General features: G+C 68.5%; 16 protein-coding genes. 9 read left to right on the forward strand and 7 right to left on the reverse strand.

Going from position 1 to position 15,768, the window contains the following annotated elements:
- Window positions 1-82 precede the first annotated feature (82 nt).
- Window positions 83-691, forward strand: coding sequence for a hypothetical protein (locus tag ACWFRF_RS22300; protein WP_358186434.1), 609 nt, complete (start codon window positions 83-85; stop codon window positions 689-691).
- Here ACWFRF_RS22300 and ACWFRF_RS22305 read toward each other — a convergent pair.
- The 3 genes from ACWFRF_RS22305 to ACWFRF_RS22315 form a co-directional block, all read right to left on the reverse strand.
- On the reverse strand, window positions 677-1,474 hold the full coding sequence (locus ACWFRF_RS22305) for a class I SAM-dependent methyltransferase (RefSeq protein ID WP_387445658.1): 798 nt from the start codon (window positions 1,472-1,474) through the stop codon (window positions 677-679). The genes ACWFRF_RS22300 and ACWFRF_RS22305 overlap by 15 nt on opposite strands.
- A gap of 23 nt (window positions 1,475-1,497) precedes the next feature.
- Complete coding sequence (locus ACWFRF_RS22310) at window positions 1,498-2,025, reverse strand: DUF2505 domain-containing protein (RefSeq protein WP_378991059.1); 528 nt, start codon at window positions 2,023-2,025, stop codon at window positions 1,498-1,500.
- A 64-nt stretch (window positions 2,026-2,089) separates the two neighbouring features.
- On the reverse strand, window positions 2,090-3,226 hold the full coding sequence (locus tag ACWFRF_RS22315) for a UDP-N-acetylmuramate dehydrogenase (protein ID WP_452452035.1): 1,137 nt from the start codon (window positions 3,224-3,226) through the stop codon (window positions 2,090-2,092).
- Here ACWFRF_RS22315 and ACWFRF_RS22320 point away from each other — a divergent pair.
- Complete coding sequence (locus ACWFRF_RS22320; protein WP_387445661.1) at window positions 3,225-3,713, forward strand: DUF2505 domain-containing protein; 489 nt, start codon at window positions 3,225-3,227, stop codon at window positions 3,711-3,713. The two genes, ACWFRF_RS22315 and ACWFRF_RS22320, sit on opposite strands and share 2 nt — an antisense overlap.
- 174 nt (window positions 3,714-3,887) lie before the next feature.
- Window positions 3,888-5,018, forward strand: a complete 1,131-nt coding sequence (locus ACWFRF_RS22325; RefSeq protein ID WP_378991238.1) for a L,D-transpeptidase — start codon at window positions 3,888-3,890, stop codon at window positions 5,016-5,018.
- Between the two features lie 61 nt (window positions 5,019-5,079).
- On the opposite strand, the gene ACWFRF_RS22330 is transcribed toward ACWFRF_RS22325, so the two are convergent.
- Window positions 5,080-6,522 carry a DHA2 family efflux MFS transporter permease subunit gene (locus ACWFRF_RS22330; protein WP_452452037.1) on the reverse strand — a complete coding sequence of 481 codons (1,443 nt, stop codon included), beginning with the start codon at window positions 6,520-6,522 and terminating at the stop codon, window positions 5,080-5,082.
- Window positions 6,519-7,121, reverse strand: coding sequence for an NADPH-dependent FMN reductase (locus ACWFRF_RS22335; RefSeq protein ID WP_378991056.1), 603 nt, complete (start codon window positions 7,119-7,121; stop codon window positions 6,519-6,521). Before ACWFRF_RS22335 ends, ACWFRF_RS22330 begins: the two co-directional genes overlap by 4 nt.
- Window positions 7,122-7,292: 171 nt before the next feature.
- Here ACWFRF_RS22335 and ACWFRF_RS22340 point away from each other — a divergent pair, with 171 nt between their 5' ends.
- A complete protein-coding gene (locus ACWFRF_RS22340; protein ID WP_452452039.1) occupies window positions 7,293-8,651 on the forward strand; it encodes an MFS transporter in 1,359 nt (452 codons plus the stop codon).
- An 82-nt stretch (window positions 8,652-8,733) separates the two neighbouring features.
- Here ACWFRF_RS22340 and mscL read toward each other — a convergent pair whose 3' ends face one another.
- Together mscL and ACWFRF_RS22350 are read right to left on the reverse strand one after the other, a co-directional pair.
- A complete protein-coding gene (mscL, locus tag ACWFRF_RS22345) occupies window positions 8,734-9,186 on the reverse strand; it encodes a large conductance mechanosensitive channel protein MscL (RefSeq protein WP_378634088.1) in 453 nt (150 codons plus the stop codon).
- A gap of 295 nt (window positions 9,187-9,481) precedes the next feature.
- A complete protein-coding gene (locus ACWFRF_RS22350) occupies window positions 9,482-10,216 on the reverse strand; it encodes an SDR family NAD(P)-dependent oxidoreductase (protein WP_387445665.1) in 735 nt (244 codons plus the stop codon).
- A gap of 125 nt (window positions 10,217-10,341) precedes the next feature.
- Here ACWFRF_RS22350 and ACWFRF_RS22355 point away from each other — a divergent pair, with 125 nt between their 5' ends.
- The 5 genes from ACWFRF_RS22355 to ACWFRF_RS22375 all read left to right on the forward strand — a co-directional run bounded on the left by ACWFRF_RS22355 (window position 10,342) and on the right by ACWFRF_RS22375 (window position 15,718).
- On the forward strand, window positions 10,342-11,160 hold the full coding sequence (locus ACWFRF_RS22355) for an alpha/beta fold hydrolase (protein WP_378634094.1): 819 nt from the start codon (window positions 10,342-10,344) through the stop codon (window positions 11,158-11,160).
- 119 nt (window positions 11,161-11,279) lie between these two features.
- A complete protein-coding gene (locus ACWFRF_RS22360; protein ID WP_452452042.1) occupies window positions 11,280-12,293 on the forward strand; it encodes an alpha/beta hydrolase in 1,014 nt (337 codons plus the stop codon).
- A 430-nt stretch (window positions 12,294-12,723) separates the two neighbouring features.
- Window positions 12,724-13,716 carry an alpha/beta hydrolase gene (locus tag ACWFRF_RS22365; protein WP_378991236.1) on the forward strand — a complete coding sequence of 331 codons (993 nt, stop codon included), beginning with the start codon at window positions 12,724-12,726 and terminating at the stop codon, window positions 13,714-13,716.
- A 152-nt stretch (window positions 13,717-13,868) separates the two neighbouring features.
- Window positions 13,869-15,227, forward strand: a complete 1,359-nt coding sequence (gene mshA / locus ACWFRF_RS22370) for a D-inositol-3-phosphate glycosyltransferase (RefSeq protein ID WP_452452058.1) — start codon at window positions 13,869-13,871, stop codon at window positions 15,225-15,227.
- Window positions 15,224-15,718, forward strand: a complete 495-nt coding sequence (locus ACWFRF_RS22375; protein ID WP_378991050.1) for a type III secretion system chaperone family protein — start codon at window positions 15,224-15,226, stop codon at window positions 15,716-15,718. The genes mshA and ACWFRF_RS22375 overlap by 4 nt, the downstream gene beginning before the upstream one ends.
- Window positions 15,719-15,768: the final 50 nt, after the last annotated feature.

Here is a 15,768-nt window from a genome sequence, read left to right on the forward strand (position 1 = left end):
CTGTGTCCGCTCTGAGGACGTAGTGAAAGCCTTCACAGCAAAATGTGACCTGGCGCACGCAACCGGGCGTAATCTGGGTTGCATGACTGGCGAGGGCGCGCGCCGGGTGGCGGGGACAGCGGATCATCGATGGCGGGTGCTGCGGCGCCTCGCCGGGCGGCACGCGGGCTTCTTCACCACGCGTCAGGTGTTGCGTACCGGCTGCGAATCGCAGGTCAGAGCCGCCCTGGGGGACGGGTCGGTGACCAGAGCAGGGGTCGGGATGATGCGGCTGGGCCAGTGGCGGGTGGGGCCGCTCGACGAGTACGCGATGTGGGCGGCGTGGTTCGACGGCGCGGCGGCGGTGTCGTATCAGAGTGCGGCGGAACTGCACGGGATCGGCAGGTTGCAGCCGCGGTTTCTGCACCTGTCGGTGTCGGCGGGTCGCCCACCGGTGACCCCACGGTTGGTGCTGACCCGACGCAAGCTCTGCGCGGCGGATGTCGAGTCGGCCGGGCCGTTTCTGGTGACCACGCCGGTGCGGACGGTCCTGGATCTGGCCGAGACCGAGATCTCGCAGTCGGCGCTGGACGAGGTGGTGGCCGACGCGGTGGCGATCCACCGATGCGATACCGACGAGATCTGGTGGGGTGGGCAGCAATTGGCGCCGCGGGCGTCGGCGCGGGTGCGGCGGGCGTTAAGCCGGGTCTGACGGGGCGACCACGTCCCAGGGCACCGACAGCACGCAGTCGCGCATTCGCCGGTTGTAGGGGTGGACCGGGAAACCGTTGGCGCGCAGCATCTCCGCCGCTGCACGCCAGCGGATGCGGGGGCCGTACGGCGCCATGGCCGCGGTACGCTCCCAGGCCCGGTCGGCGGCGGTGAGCAGCGTGTGGACGCGTTCGCCGGGAATGTTGCGGTGGATCAACGCTTTCGGCAGGCGCTCGGCGATGTCGGAGGGCCGGTCCACGGTGAACGGATCCCAGGCCAGCGTCAGGGAGAGGGGGCGGTGCCGGTCGAGCAGCACCCAGGCGCAGCGGCGGCCGAGTTCATCGCAGGTCCCGTCGACGAGCAGGCCGTCGGGTGCCAGATTCGACTGGATGCGCGACCACGCGTCGGGCACGGCGTCCTCGGGATATTGGCGCAGGACGTTGAACGCGCGGACCAGGGTCGGTCGCAGGCCCGCCAGTTCGAAGCCGCCGCGGGCGAAGCGGACGCCGTCGCGGGGTGCCACGACGCGGGCCGGGTCGATTTCCAGGCCCACCACCTCGAGGTCGGGGCGCACGGTGCGCAGCCGGGCGGCCAGTTCGAAGGTGGTCCACGGTGCGGCGCCGTAGCCGAGGTCGACGACCAGGGGATTCGGCGATTCACGCAGTGTCGCGCTGACGAGTTCGTCGTTGACGAGCCAGCGGTCACTGCGGCGCAAACGGTTGACGCCGGTGGTGCCACGGGTGATGGTGCCGACCGGCGGGAGGGCCTTGCGGCTGGGGGCCACGGGCGTCGAAGTTCTCCGGTGCGTCAGACCGACTTGTCGGCGGTCTGATTGTCCAGGTAGCGCAGGGTTTCTTCCTGCTCGGCGCGGAACAGGTCGACCAGGTTCACCAGCATCAACTGCTCCAGGCGCGGGCCGACCATGGGGATGAAGACCTTGGCGGTGGGGGAGAAGCGCATGGTGGCGCCGGTCTCGGTGGGAAACAGGCGGATGGTGCCGGTCAGGCTGCCGGGGCCGGCCGGAATCGAGGCGGAGAACTTGCCCTCGGTCTCGTCGTGGTCGAACGGGCCCCAGCTCTCCTTGCGGGTGATCACCATGTCTTTGCGCATCACGGTCTGGGCGATCTCGGGGAGCATCTCGCGGGGCAGGGTGTGGTGCAGGACCACGTCGATGCCGTCGTCGGTGACGTCGAGGCTCACCACTTCGTTGTTGGGCGCGTACTTGCGCATTTCGGCGACGCGGGCTTCCCAGTAGTCCCTGCTCTGGAGGGCTGCGTACAGCTCTTCGGTGGTGTGCAGGGGGTAGCGAGCCGAGTAGTCCAGTCTGCGTGCCATGGCAGCACACGTTACGTGGTTGGGGTGCGGGCGGAGGGAAGAGGTGGGTTGTCTGTGCTCGGTCCTATAAATCGATGCCGACGGTTACCGGTTCCGGTTCCAGCGTCACGCCGAACCTTTCCTGGACGCCCGCGCGGACGGTGCGGGCCAGGGCGACGATGTCGGACGCGGTCGCGGTGCCACGGTTGGTCAGGGCCAGGGTGTGCTTGGTCGACAGGCGCGCGGCGGCGCTGTCGCCGGGGAAGCCCTTCGCGAAACCGGCGCGTTCGATGAGCCAGCCCGCCGAGAGTTTGGTGCCGTCGGGTGCGGGATAGGTGGGCACCTTGACGTCGTCGCCGACGTGCGCGGCGATCGCGGCCAGTACCTGTGGCAACTGCTCCTCGGTGACGACCGGGTTGGTGAAGAACGAACCGGCGCTCCAGGTGTCGTGGTCGGCCGGGTCGAGGACCATGCCCTTGCCCGCCCGCAGGCGAAGCACTTCGGCGCGCACCTGCTCGACCGGGCGGGTCTCGCCGTCGCCCGCCCCGAGCACCTTCGCCAGCTCGCCGTAGCGCAGCGGCGCGCTCATCCCGCTCGGATCGAGGGCGAACTCCACCGCGAGGACCACCGCGTCGTCGCTGTGCTTGAGCACGCTGGTCCGGTAACCGAAGCCGAGTTCGGCGGGTTCGGTCCAGCGCACGTCCCCGGTCTTGCGATCGAGCAGGCGTACCCGGCGCAGCAGCGACGCCACCTCCACGCCGTACGCGCCGACGTTCTGCACCGGTGTCGCACCGGCCGAACCCGGAATGCCGGACAGGCACTCCAGCCCACCCAACCCGGCCGCGACGGTCGCCGCGACGACCTCGTCCCAGTTCGCGCCCGCCTCGGCCACCACGCCGTCGGTGCCCAGCTCGACGCCGGTCGTGCCGACCAGCACGACCACGCCGTCGAAGCCCGTGTCGTCGATGAGCAGGTTCGACCCGCCCGCCACCAGGAGCACCGCGATACCGGCCGCGTCCAGGGTCTTCACCGTGGCCACCAGGGCCTCGGTGCTCGCGCATTCGGCGAGCAGCGCGGGCCCGCCGACCCGCAAGGTCGTCAGTTCGGACAAACGCACCGAATCGCGGACCGTCGCGCCGGTATCGGCAAGCAGGTCACGCAGCTGATCGGAGGACACCACCCGTGTTGTACGCACGTCCGCAGACGGTACCGTGTCGAGCATGGCTACACCTCTGGCGTTCACTGCCGGCTACACGCATTCCGTCGATGCGGTGCGCGCCGCGTACTCCGACGAGCAGTACTGGAAGGCCCGGATCGCCGAGGTCGGCGGGCCCGGTGCCCGGCTCGACGCCTTCGCCGTCGACGGCGACCAGGTCCGCGTCCAGATGGTGCAGTCCATCCCCGCCGACCAGCTCCCGCCCGCCATCACCGCGGTGCGCCCCGGCGACCTGATCATTCCGCGCACCGAGACCTACACCGGCACCGGCGGTATCTTCGAGGCCCACGTCGACGGTGCCCCCGCGGTGGTCCGCGGCACGGTGACCATGGCACCCGACGGCGGCACCGGCTCCACCACCGCCATCAACGGCACCATCGAGGTGAAGATCCCGCTGTTCGGCGGCAAGATCGAGGCGGCCATCTCCGAGCGCCTGATCGAACTCCTCGGCAACGAGGCCACCTTCACCGAGGAATGGCTCAACCGGTCGTAGCGGTCTCGGTGAGACCGCGCTCACGGGGTATGGGTCGGTAGCTCGGCGTACATTCGATGCGTGAGCAAACATTCGGTAACCGAACTGTTGCGCGCGCGGGCCACCGCGCGGCGCAATTCGTCGGCGCACAGGCGTGAAGTGGGCGTTCGGGGCGGGCGATCCGTGGTTGCGGTGATGGTGCTGGCGGTGCTCGTCGTGCTCACCGGGTGCACCATCGACCGGCAGGGCGAGGCCGCCGAGGCGGCGCCGGTGGCGCAGGTCACCATCGCGCCCACGCCCGGAGCCACCGAGGTGGATCCGGTCGCGCCCGTGTCGGTGACGGTCGCGCACGGCACGATCGACCAGATCGCCCTCACCAACGCCGGCGGCAAGCAGATCACCGGTCAGCTCAGCCCCGACCGCACCACCTACAAGGTCTCCGAACCGCTCGGCTACGGCGTCGAGTACACCTGGGCCGGTACGGCCATCGGCGCCGACGCGAAACCGATCCCGATCGACGCCACCTTCACCACGATCAGCCCCCAGTCGACCATCCCGGCCACGATCAACATCGGTGACGGCCAGGAGGTCGGGATCGCGGCGCCGATCATCCTGAAGTTCGCGGGGCCGGTCACGAACAAAGCGGCCGTGGAGAAGGCCCTCACCGTCACCACCGACCAGGGCACCGAAGGCTCGTGGGCCTGGCTGCCCGACGACGGCGGCTCGCGAGTGCACTGGCGTCCGAAGGACTATTGGACCCCTGGCACCACCGTGCACGTCGCCGCGAAGCTCTACGGCGTCGACCTCGGCGGCGGCGCCTACGGCGACTCCGATGTCACCTCCGATTTCACCATCGGCCGCAGTCAGATCGTCATCGCGAACGCGCCGAGTCACCGCATGCGGGTGGTGCGCGACGGCGCCACGATCTTCGACTTCGCGGTGTCCTACGGCGAAGGCAACGAGCCGCGCAACGTGACCCGCTCGGGCGTGCACATCGTCACCGAGAAGTACGAGGACTTCATGATGTCGAATCCGCCGTACTACACCAACGTCCGTGAACGCTGGGCCGTCCGTATCTCCAACAACGGCGAATTCATCCACGCCAACCCCGAATCCCTCTCGGCGCAGGGTTCCTCGAACGTCACCAACGGCTGCATCAACCTCTCACCCGCCGACGCCCAGGCCTACTTCCCGACCGCCCTCTACGGCGATCCGGTGGAGGTGACCGGCACCTCGATCGAGTTGTCCCAGGCCGACGGCGACGTCTACGACTGGGCCCTCGATTGGCCGACGTGGAAGTCGATGTCCGCCTTGCCCGCCGAATAGCGCGCACCTGTGCCGTCGTGCCGCGGTGGTTCGACACCACGGCACGACGGCTCGGCCGTCCCTAACGTCGGGGCAGGAACAGCGCCGGGACGAGCGCCAGCGCGATCATGACGGGCGCGATCAGATAGGTGTGCTGGAACGCGTCGGCCAGGGCGGGAGCGAGTTCGGCCCGCTGGTCCGCCGTCATGGCGTGCAGCGCCTGGAGGCCACCCGTCACCGGGAGCAGTGCGCCCAATGTCACCGAGGCCACCGCGGTCCCGATCGCCATCGACGTGGTGCTGATCATGTTCAGCACCGTCGAACCGGCGGGCTGCTGCTCGCGGCTCAGCGGCCGGGTCGCCGTGGTCATCACCGGCATCAGGGTCCCGCCGCCACCCGCGCCCATCAGCACCATCGTCAGGCACAGTGCCCAGTACGGTGCGTCCGCGTCGAGCTGGATCACGAACAGCACGAAACCGGTGAGCGCCACCGTGATCGACGCGGGCAGGTACCGGCCGGGCGGAATCCGGTCGATCAGCCTGCCCGCCACCTGCATGGTCGCACCGGATGCCAGGGCGAACGGAATTCCCAAAGCGCCTGCCACCAGCGCTGACTCGCCGCGCACCACCTGGAAGTACAACGGCAGCAGCAGCATCGAACCGAAGTAGCCGCCGGCGAACACCGCCAGCAGCACCGCGGAGGTGCCGGTGATCCGGTTGCCGAGCACGCGCAGATCCAGCAGTGGCACCGAGGTGGTCAGCGATCGGCGCACGAACGCGGCGATGAGGCCGACCCCCACCAGCAGTGGCACCAGTACCGCGGGCGTGGCGAATCCGGCACTCTCGCCTGCGGCGGTGACGCCATAGATGACCAGCGCCAACCCGGGCGACATCAGCAGCAGCCCACGGATATCGAGCGCCCGCGGCGGTTCCGGGGCATCGTCGGGCACCACCCGCACCGCCAGCAGCAGCACCAGCGCGCCCAGCGGCAGATTGATGAAGAACATCCACCGCCACGACACCTCGTCGATCAGGTATCCGCCGATCACCGGGCCCAGCAGCGGGCCGACCAGAATGGCCAACCCGAGCGTGCTCATCAACTGTCCCAGGCGCTCCGGCCCGGCCGCGCGCAGCAGGATCGTCATGCCGACCGGCATCAGCAGTCCGCCGCTGGCACCCTGAACCAATCGAAAAGCGATGAGTGACTCGATGTTCCACGACAGTCCGGCCAGTACCGAGCCGACCGCGAAGGCCGTGATCGCCGTCAGATACAGCCGCTTGGCGCCGAATCGGCCGACCAGCCAGGCCGAGGTCGGCACCACGGCGCCGAGGGCCAGCGAGTAGCCGGTGGCGACCCACTGGATGGTGCTCAGGCCGGCGTGGAACTCCATCGACAGCTTGTTGATGGCGACGTTCACGATGGTCTGATCGAGCGTCGCCATGATCATGCCGACCACCAGGACCAGGGCGATCCGCATCGGATTGCGACTGGTGGTCGGTTCGACGGTGGTGATCACGGCGGTCACTTCCCGTACGGCTGGGCCAGGCGGGCGGCGCGCAGCGCTTCGCCCCACCAGGTGAGCTGATCGAGCATGGTCGCCGCGGCGGCGTCGGCATCGTTGGGCGCGGACAGCTCGCCCGCGTCGTCGAATCGGCCCCACGGATTCGGGAAGCAGACCGAGTCGCGCACGGTGACGGCGTGGAGTTCGGCGAAGACCGGGCGCAGGTGTTCCACGGCGCGCAGTCCGCCGGAGATGCCGCCGTAGGAGACGAAGCCGACCGGCTTGGCCTGCCATTCGGCGTGGTGGGTGTCGATCAGGTTCTTCAGCGTGCCCGGGTAGCTGTGGTTGTACTCGGGTGTCACCACGACGAACGCGTCGGCGCGCGAGAGCTTTTCGGTGGCTTCGGCGACGGAGGGGTGGTCGGTGGCGGCGCCGAACGCGTGCGGCAGTTCGATACTCGCGGTGTCGACGATGTCGACGGTGACGGTGTCGCGCAGGGCCGCTTGCCGGACGAACCAGCTCGCGATCGTCGGACCGAAGCGCCCCTCCCTGGTACTGCCGATGACGACCGCGAGTCGCAGCGGGCTGATGGCGGTTCGGACGTGGTCAACCGTGGCGCTCATGACGTTCCTCTTCGTCGGTGACGGCCCTCGGCCGCCGCTGCGCTCTACCGTCCTACCTCAACGGTCATTGAGGTCAAGTCGACAAAGATTTGGGTGGTCCGGGAATACTTCTCGGCTTATGCTGCTTATTGCGTTCATACGCAGATAAGCAGTTTTGAAAGGGCAGGCATCATGAGCACCTCACTGTTCGCGCACCGCGACTACCGACTGCTGTTCACCGCCCAGGTCGCGGCCCTGTTCGGGACCGGGCTCACCACCGTCGCCCTCGGTCTGCTCGCCTACGAACTGGCAGGCGGCAACGCGGCCATCGTGCTCAGCACCGCGCTGACGCTGAAGATGGTCGCCTACGTCACCGTCGCGCCGATCGCGGGCGCCTACGCGGGCCGGCTGCCGCGCAGGCAATTCCTGATGGCGCTCAACGGTGTGCGCGGCGCGATCGTGCTCGCCCTGCCCTTCGTCGACCAGATCTGGCAGATCTACGTGCTCATCACGCTGCTGCAGATCGCCTCGGCCGCCTACACCCCCACCTACCAGGCGGTTCTGCCCGACATCCTGCCCGACGAACGCGACTACACGAAGGCGCTGTCGGCCACCCAGCTCGCGGCGACCATGGAAACGCTGCTCAGCCCGATGCTGGCGGCGCTGGCCCTGAGCCTGATCAGCTTCCACTGGCTGTTCGTCGGCACCGGCCTCGGTTTCGCGGTGTCGGTCGCCCTGGTGACGGCCGCGCGCATCCCGAACGCGGCGGTCGGTGACGGCGCGATCACCGAACGGCTCGCCGCCGGGCTGCGGCTGTTCGCTGCGACGCCGCGACTGCGTGGACTGCTCGGATTGAACCTGGTGGTCGCCGCGGCGGGCTCGGTGGTGATGGTCAACACCGTGAACTACGCGCGGGATGTGCTGGGCGGCAACCAGTCCGGCGTCGCGCTGCTGCTCGCGGCGAACGGTCTCGGCACGATGTTCATCGCGCTCACCCTGCCCAAGATCCTGGACCGCCGCGGCGAACGCCCGGTCATGCTCACCGGGGCGGCGGTGCTGCTCACCGGCCTGACCGCGGCGCTCGTTCTCTCCACCCTGCCGACGGGCGAGTGGCACTGGCCCGCCGCCCTCACCACCTGGGCCACCATCGGTGCCGGCACCGCCCTGATCCTCACCCCCACGGGCCGCGTCCTACGCCGCTCCGCCCGACCGGAAGACCGTCCCGCCCTCTTCGCCGGCCAGTTCTCCCTGTCCCACCTCGCCTGGCTGATCACCTACCCGATCACCGGCTGGCTGGCCACCACTGCCGGCTTCACGACTACCTGGGCGACCCTGGCCGTCATCGCCGGCATCGGCACCGTCGCGGCGATCCGGCTGTGGCCCCGCCACGACCCGGCCGAGATCACCCATATCCACGAACTCGGCGCGGTCGACCCGGCGATCCTGGCCGACGCGATCCAGGTCGGCCCCCGGCACTTCCAGCACACCCACCCCTACGTGATCGACTCCGGCCACCCGCGCTGGCCTGCCAAGACCCTGGCTTACGCCTGAACCCGACCCGGAAAGCGAACGACCCCCCGACTCGACGGTCGGGGGGTCGTTCGCGTCGGGTGGGCCGGACGGTCGGAAGTGACTACGCCTCGACGGACTCGCTGGCGCGTTCCTTGCTCAGCGCGACGGCCTGGTCGGTGCTCAGGCCCTGCTGCTTGGCGAGCAGATCGCGGATCTCGATGAGCAGTTCGGTCTCGGTGGGCTCGGCGTCCTTGGTGGTGCCGAACTTGTTCTTCAGCGACTTCATCGGGAGCATCAGCACGAAGTACAGGACCGCGGCGACCATGAAGAAGTCGATGAACGCGGTGATGATCGGGCCGAGCGCGATGAACGTCGCCGGCTTGTCGGCGATCAGCTGGACGCCGAGGCCCAGTTCGTTGGTCGAGCCGAACACCGCGAGCAGCGGATTGATGAGTCCCTTGCTGAACGAGGTGACCACAGCGGTGAACGCGGTACCCATCACGACCGCGACCGCGAGGTCGATGACGTTCCCGCGCATCAGGAAATCTTTGAACCCACTGAAAACAGACTTCATACCGAGCATCGAACTTCTACTCCTAGGGCTGGCTAACGGCAAACGGCGATGTTAATGCCAGTTCGAGTATCGCGGCGAATTCGCAGCAACGATCGAACCGCCCGCTCCCAGTATCAATTCCCACGCCCGCTCTCGCCACTCGAACGGCTGCCGCGCCGGATTCGCCTGTCCCGCGCGCGGATTGACCGCCCGGCTCGTCGCGTCGTGTGATGGGCCGGGCGGCGGACCCGGCGAGGCCAGGTGTCGAGTCTCACGTTTGAGGGGGAGTAAGTGGTGCGGAACTGGGGAAACGCACTCAGGTGCGGCGGGCGAAGGAGCCGGGGCCCGCCTGGTCTCGGGGTTTGACGACGATGGTGTCGAGGTTGACGTGGGGAGGGCGGGTGGCCACGAAGCCGACGATTTCGGCGATGTCCTGGGCGTGCAGGGGATCGATGCCCTCGTAGACCTTGGCGGCGCGGTCGGCGTCGCCGTCGAAGCGGACCAGGGAGAACTCGGTTTCCACGGCGCCGGGGGCGATCTCGGTGAGGCGGACCGGCTTGCCGAGCAGCTCACCGCGCAGGGTGCGGTGGGCGACGGCCTGGGCGTGCTTGGCGGAGGTGTAACCGGAGCCGTTGTCGTAGGTGTGCAGGGCGGCGATGGAGGTGATGGTGACGATCAGGCCGTCGCCGGAGGCGATCAGCTTGGGGAGCAGCGCCTTGGTGACGCGCAGGGTGCCCACGACGTTGGTCTCCCACATCCAGCGCCAGTCGTCGAGGTCGGCGTCGATGACCGCGGCCATGCCTTTCGCGCCGCCCGCGTTGTTGACCAGCACGTCGACGTGGTCGATGGCGTCGGTGAACGCGCGCACCGATTCCTCGGAGGTGACGTCGAGTTCGATGGCGGTGCCGCCGATCTCCTCGGCGAGGCGCTGCACGCGGTCGAACCGGCGGGCACCGACGTAGACGTGATAACCCTGCTTCGCCAGTTCCCGGGCGGTGGCTTCACCGATTCCCGAGCTGGCCCCGGTGACGACAGCGGTGCGAATGCTCATGTTTGCCGATCTTATTCGCCCGCGATTCCCGGCCGCCATGGCTCCGATCACGGTGATGTCAGGCGTTCGCCGCGGCCGTGCGCAGCTGGGGAATCCTTCGTGACTGCGCCGATTAACCTGTCGGTATGGCTATTCGCGATGCTGTCAGTGCCGATGGAACGAGGATCGTCTACCGGGTGATCGGTACCGGTAGGCCACTGGTGCTGTTGCACGGGTGGGCCGGGAATCTGCGGTGCTGGGGGGCGGCCGCGGACGAGCTGGCCGAGCGCTATCGAGTGATCGCGGTCGACCTGCGCGGACACGGGTACTCCGACGACCCCGGCGCCGGTTACGACGACCCCAAGGCGTGGGCGGGCGATGTGGCCGCGGTGCTGGCCGCCGAGGGTGTCGACGCCGGTGCGGTGCTGCTGGGCTGGTCCTACGGTGGGATCGTCGCCACCGACTACCTCGCCACCTACGGCACCTCGGCTGTCGCCGGTGTCGTCTACTGCGGGGCGCCCGCCCATATCGGGCGCGATGTGCCCGGCGCGGCACCGGGGCCGTCGATGGAGAAGGCGATTCCGGGCGTGTTCGACGAGGCCGCCGGGCGGGCGGTGCGGGCGTTCTCGGTGTTCGGCAATGCCAATACCGGGCCCGGCGCGGACAAGGGCGTCGACGCGCAGCGGCTGTTCGGCGGCAGTCTCGCGACCCCGCCCTCGGTGCGCAAGGCGTTGTTCTACCGCACGATCGACAACACCGAAACCCTGCGCGCCCTGGATGTTCCGGTTCTGGTGCTGCACGGCACCGATGACCCGGTGGTCCCGGCGGCCAATGGTCAGTACATCCTCGACAATGCCCCTGACGCTCGCGGTTCCTTCTGGGAAGGGGCTCTGCACGGGCTGTTCATCGAGGACCGGCCACGCTTCCTCGCCGAGGTCAGCGCGTTTGTCGACGCGCTGGAGTGAGCTCGGCGGGCCATACCTGCTCTGAATCGGCAATGTTTCAGAAACGTGTCCGGGGCAGGTGAGGCCGACCTACTCTGAGCTCGACGGCCATTTCTGGCGGCCGGGCATGGAGGTGGCGCATGAGCGTCTTGACGCGATGTGTGCTGGCTCTCGTGGCAGTCATGGTGTGCGCCGCCCCGGTCGCCGGAGGCAGTCCGGCCACCGACGCCGCGCGGCTGATTTCCGTCGAGCCCGGTCCCGGCCGCGTCGTCGAGCTCGTGGTGCACTCCGCCGCCATGGCGAAACCGGTGACCGTCGCGGTGCTGCCCGCGGCCGACCGTTCGGCGACTGCGCCCGTCCTGTATCTGCTCAACGGCGTCGACGGCGGCGTCGGCCCGTCCGGTGACTGGCGCGACGGCGGCAACTGGCTCACCCGCACCGACGCCGACACCTTCTTCGCCGACAAACAGGTCACTGTCGTGATGCCGATCGGCGGCGCGGGCAGTTACTACGCCGACTGGCAGGCCGACGACCCCGTTCTCGGCCGTCAGCGCTGGACCACCTTCCTCACCCGCGAGCTGCCCCGCGTCATCGACCGTGAGTTCCACGGCACCGGGGCCAATGCCGTTGCGGGCGTGTCGATGGCGGGCACCGCCGCCTTCCAGCTCGCGCTCGCCGCGCCCGCGCTGTACAAGGCGGTCGGTTCCTACAGCGGCTGCGTCTCCACCAGCGGTCCGCAGGGTCATGCCATCGTCAACACCGTCGTCTCCGGCCAGAACGGTGACCCTGTGAACATGTGGGGACAACCCGGCGACCCGCTCTGGGCCGCCAACGATCCCTTCCTGCACGCCGAGCGCCTGCGCGGCCTGGCGATCTACGTCTCCTCCGGTACCGGTCTTCCCGGTGTACTCGACACCGTCGACGGGCCAGGGCTACACGGTGATTCGATCAAACTCGTCGACCAGCTGATCATCGGCGGCGCGCTCGACGCGGTCACCGCGCTGTGCACCCAGCAGCTCGCCACCCGCTTCCACGACCTGGCCATCCCCGCCACGGTCGACCTGCGCCCCAATGGAACTCACTCCTGGGGCTACTGGCGCGAGGATCTCCGTCACTCCTGGCCGCTGTTCGCCGCGGCCCTGCGCGTCGGCTGAACGTTCCCGCAGGTCGCGCCGACGGCTGGTACCGACGTGACCTGCCTGCGGTTTTCGGTGCGGACTTCACCGCCGATTCCGGTGATGCGAATAAGTTTGCAGACATGTTGCGTCATGTTTCGCAATTCGCGGTATCCGATGAAAAGGTCCGGTCGGTCTATTCGCGGAGACGATATCTGTCGGCGGGTGCGCGGGTCGTGACGAGCCGACCAGGTGTCTGCGCAGGTAGAGTGATCGGTGTGATTGGTCTGCCGCGCTGATGTGATCGGCCTGTGATTGTTCTCGCTAACCAATCGGATCGAACGTCCAGAGTTCAGGAAAATCTTCTGGGAATCGTCACAGACTTCCGGTGAATTCGTGTGTAGCGTTCTGGAATGTCGTTGGATCGTATGTGGAGAAGAGGATTCGGCGTCGAGAACGGAGTTCGATGATGTTTGGTCGGGCAGTGGGCGTACGGGTCGCAGTGGCCGTGCTGGGCTTGTTGGCCGGTGTCGTGGCCGGGGTGCCCGCAGCCGCTGAACCGGGGGCGGCGCACATCGAGGATCAGCGGGTCGAACCGGATCGCACTATCGATGTCGGCGTGTACTCACCGGCGATGGACATCGTCACCCGGGTGCGGGTGTTGCGGGCCGCGGATCCGAAAGCGCCCGCGCCGACGCTGTATCTACTCAACGGGGTCGGCGGAGGTGCCGACGGCAACTGGCTCGATCGCACCGATGTCGTCGAGTTCTTCAAGGACAAACAGGTCAATGTGGTGATCCCGTTCGGCGGGGCCGGAAGCTATTTCGCGGACTGGCGAACCGACGACCCGGTGCTGGGCAAGCAGCGCTGGACCACCTTTCTCACCAGGGAACTACCGCCCGTGATCGACGCGGAGTTCGGCGGCACCGGCGCCAATGCCATCGCGGGACTGTCGATGGCGGGTACCTCGGTGTTCCAGCTCGCGCTCGCCGAGCCGGGCCTGTACCGGGCGATCGGGTCCTACAGCGGGTGCGTGCGCACGAGTGATCCACGCGGACAGGCGATCGTGCGGACGGTGGTGGGCAGCAGGCTCGGCAACGCGGCCAATATGTGGGGCCCACCCACCGATCCCGCGTGGTCGGCCAACGACCCCTACCTGCACGCGGAAGCGTTGCGCGGCACCGACGTCTACATCTCCTCGGGCACCGGAATTCCCGGGCCGTACGACACCATCACCGCCGCCCAGGGCGACCCGGCGCAGCTGACCATGCAGTTGTTGTTCGGCGCCGGGCTCGAAGCCGTCACGAATCTGTGCACCCAGCAGCTGCGCGATCGACTGCAAACACTCGGCATTCCCGCGACCGTGGACATGCGCCCCAACGGCACTCACTCGTGGGGCTACTGGGAGCAGGACATGCACAAATCGTGGCCCGTGTTCGAGGCGGCGCTGCACCGCGCGTGACGGCCGAACGCGAGGGCCGAAATCCGCTCGCGCGCGGACCGCGGATCGGGCAGGCTCGACCACGACGAGGACGTGAACTCACTCACGAACACGCTGTGACAGCCGTCACCGAACCCGGTAGGGGCAACGGTGGCGGCGTCGCGGCGTGCACACTGGAGGGTGTGAGCCAGCGTCGTCCCGATCTTTTGCCCCATCGCATCGCGGTGCTATCGGTGCATACCTCGCCGCTGGCGCAGCCCGGTACGGGGGACGCGGGCGGGATGAATGTCTACGTGCTGCAAACCGCGCTCGAGCTGGCCAAACGGGGCACCGAGGTGGAGATCTTCACCCGGGCGACCTCCTCGGAGCTGCCGCCGGTGGCCGAGGCCGCACCCGGCGTGATCGTGCGCCACGTGGTCGCGGGCCCGTTCGAGGGACTCGACAAGCACGAGCTGCCCACCCAGCTGTGTCCGTTCACCGCCGAGGTGCTGCGCCAGGAAGCGCGGCATCTGCCGGGCCACTACGACCTCGTGCATTCGCACTACTGGCTGTCGGGCCAGGTCGGGTGGCTGGCACGCGACCGCTGGCGGGTGCCGCTGGTGCACACCGCGCACACCCTGGCCGCGGTGAAGAACGCCGCGCTGGCCGAGGGCGATACTCCCGAACCCGAGACCAGGGTGATCGGCGAGAAGCAGGTGATCGCCGAGTCCGACCGGCTGGTGGCCAACACCGGTGACGAAGCCCGTCAGCTCGTCGAGCTCTACGGCGCCTCGCCCGACCGCATCGACGTGGTGCCGCCCGGCGCCGACCTGACCCGTTACCGGCCCGGTGACAAGCTCGCCGCGCGCACCGAGCTCGGGTTGCGCGCCGACGAGCAGATCGTCGCGTTCATCGGCCGGATCCAGCCGCTCAAGGCCCCCGATGTCCTCGTGCGCGCGGCCGCCGAGCTCCTCGGCCGTGATCCGAGCCGCAAGCTGCGCGTGCTGATCGTGGGCGGGCCGTCCGGCACCGGACTGGCCAGACCCGACGCGCTGATCGAACTGGCCGCCGACCTCGGCATCGCCGAACGGGTCACGTTCCTGCCGCCGCAGCCCGCCGACAAGCTCGTGCAGGTGTATCGCGCGGCCGATGTGGTGGCCGTGCCCAGCTACAACGAATCCTTCGGCCTGGTCGCCATCGAGGCGCAGGCCAGCGGTACCCCCGTTCTCGCCGCCGACGTCGGCGGTCTCGGCACCGCGGTCCGCAACCACGAATCCGGCTTGCTCGTGCCGGGGCATCGCACCCCCGACTGGGCCGACGCGCTGGCCGCCCTGCTCGACGATCCCGACCGGCTCACCCGCATGGGCGCCACCGCCGTGGAGCACGCCAGCCGGTTCTCCTGGGCGCACACCGCCGACGGCCTGCTCGACAGCTACGCTGCCGCGATGGCCGGATTCCGCACCGAACGCGGTCCCATCGCTCTGTACGCGGGCGAGACCAGGCAGGCCAGATCGCGGGCGCTGTTGCGGCGCCGGACGGGAGTGCGCAGGTGAGCGCCGTTTCGCAGGTAGTGGACGACACGCTGCGCGATCGCGAGATCGAGTACACCCGCCACGATGACGACACCTTCATCGTGGTGCTGCCCGGCGAGCGCAAGCTGAAGACCACGGTGATGCTGACCGTCGGCAAGCACGGTGTCCGCATCGAATCGTTCGTGTGCCGCAAGCCGGACGAGAACTTCGAAGGCGTCTACAAATACCTGCTGCGCCGCAACCGCCGCCTCTACGGCGTGGCCTACACCCTCGACAATGTCGGCGACATCTACCTGGTGGGCCGGATGTCCGCCGAGTCGGTCACCGCCGACGAACTCGACCGCATCTTCGGTCAGATCCTCGAAGCGGTCGACAACGACTTCAACATCCTGCTCGAGCTCGGGTTCGCCGAATCCATTCGCAAGGAATGGAAGTGGCGGGTCTCGCGCGGTGAGTCACTGAAGAACCTGCGCGCCTTCGAGCACCTCATCGACGACGCCGACAAGGTCTGAGAACACAACGATGCCGGACAGGAAAGTTCCTGTCCGGCATCGTTTTTCAG

It is taken from the genome of Nocardia sp. NPDC055165, from assembly GCF_053606985.1.

Bases quoted from the DNA above. Each gene is read 5' to 3' on its own strand.
- ACWFRF_RS22300 (WP_358186434.1), top strand. From the start codon at position 83: ATGACTGGCGAGGGCGCGCGCCGGGTGGCGGGGACAGCGGATCATCGA.
- ACWFRF_RS22310 (WP_378991059.1), bottom strand. From the start codon at position 2,025: ATGGCACGCAGACTGGACTACTCGGCTCGCTACCCCCTGCACACCACC.
- ACWFRF_RS22320 (WP_387445661.1), top strand. From the start codon at position 3,225: ATGGCTACACCTCTGGCGTTCACTGCCGGCTACACGCATTCCGTCGAT.
- ACWFRF_RS22315 (WP_452452035.1), bottom strand. From the start codon at position 3,226: ATGCTCGACACGGTACCGTCTGCGGACGTGCGTACAACACGGGTGGTG.
- ACWFRF_RS22325 (WP_378991238.1), top strand. From the start codon at position 3,888: ATGGTGCTGGCGGTGCTCGTCGTGCTCACCGGGTGCACCATCGACCGG.
- ACWFRF_RS22335 (WP_378991056.1), bottom strand. From the start codon at position 7,121: ATGAGCGCCACGGTTGACCACGTCCGAACCGCCATCAGCCCGCTGCGA.
- ACWFRF_RS22340 (WP_452452039.1), top strand. From the start codon at position 7,293: ATGAGCACCTCACTGTTCGCGCACCGCGACTACCGACTGCTGTTCACC.
- mscL (WP_378634088.1), bottom strand. From the start codon at position 9,186: ATGAAGTCTGTTTTCAGTGGGTTCAAAGATTTCCTGATGCGCGGGAAC.
- ACWFRF_RS22350 (WP_387445665.1), bottom strand. From the start codon at position 10,216: ATGAGCATTCGCACCGCTGTCGTCACCGGGGCCAGCTCGGGAATCGGT.
- ACWFRF_RS22355 (WP_378634094.1), top strand. From the start codon at position 10,342: ATGGCTATTCGCGATGCTGTCAGTGCCGATGGAACGAGGATCGTCTAC.
- ACWFRF_RS22360 (WP_452452042.1), top strand. From the start codon at position 11,280: ATGAGCGTCTTGACGCGATGTGTGCTGGCTCTCGTGGCAGTCATGGTG.
- ACWFRF_RS22365 (WP_378991236.1), top strand. From the start codon at position 12,724: ATGTTTGGTCGGGCAGTGGGCGTACGGGTCGCAGTGGCCGTGCTGGGC.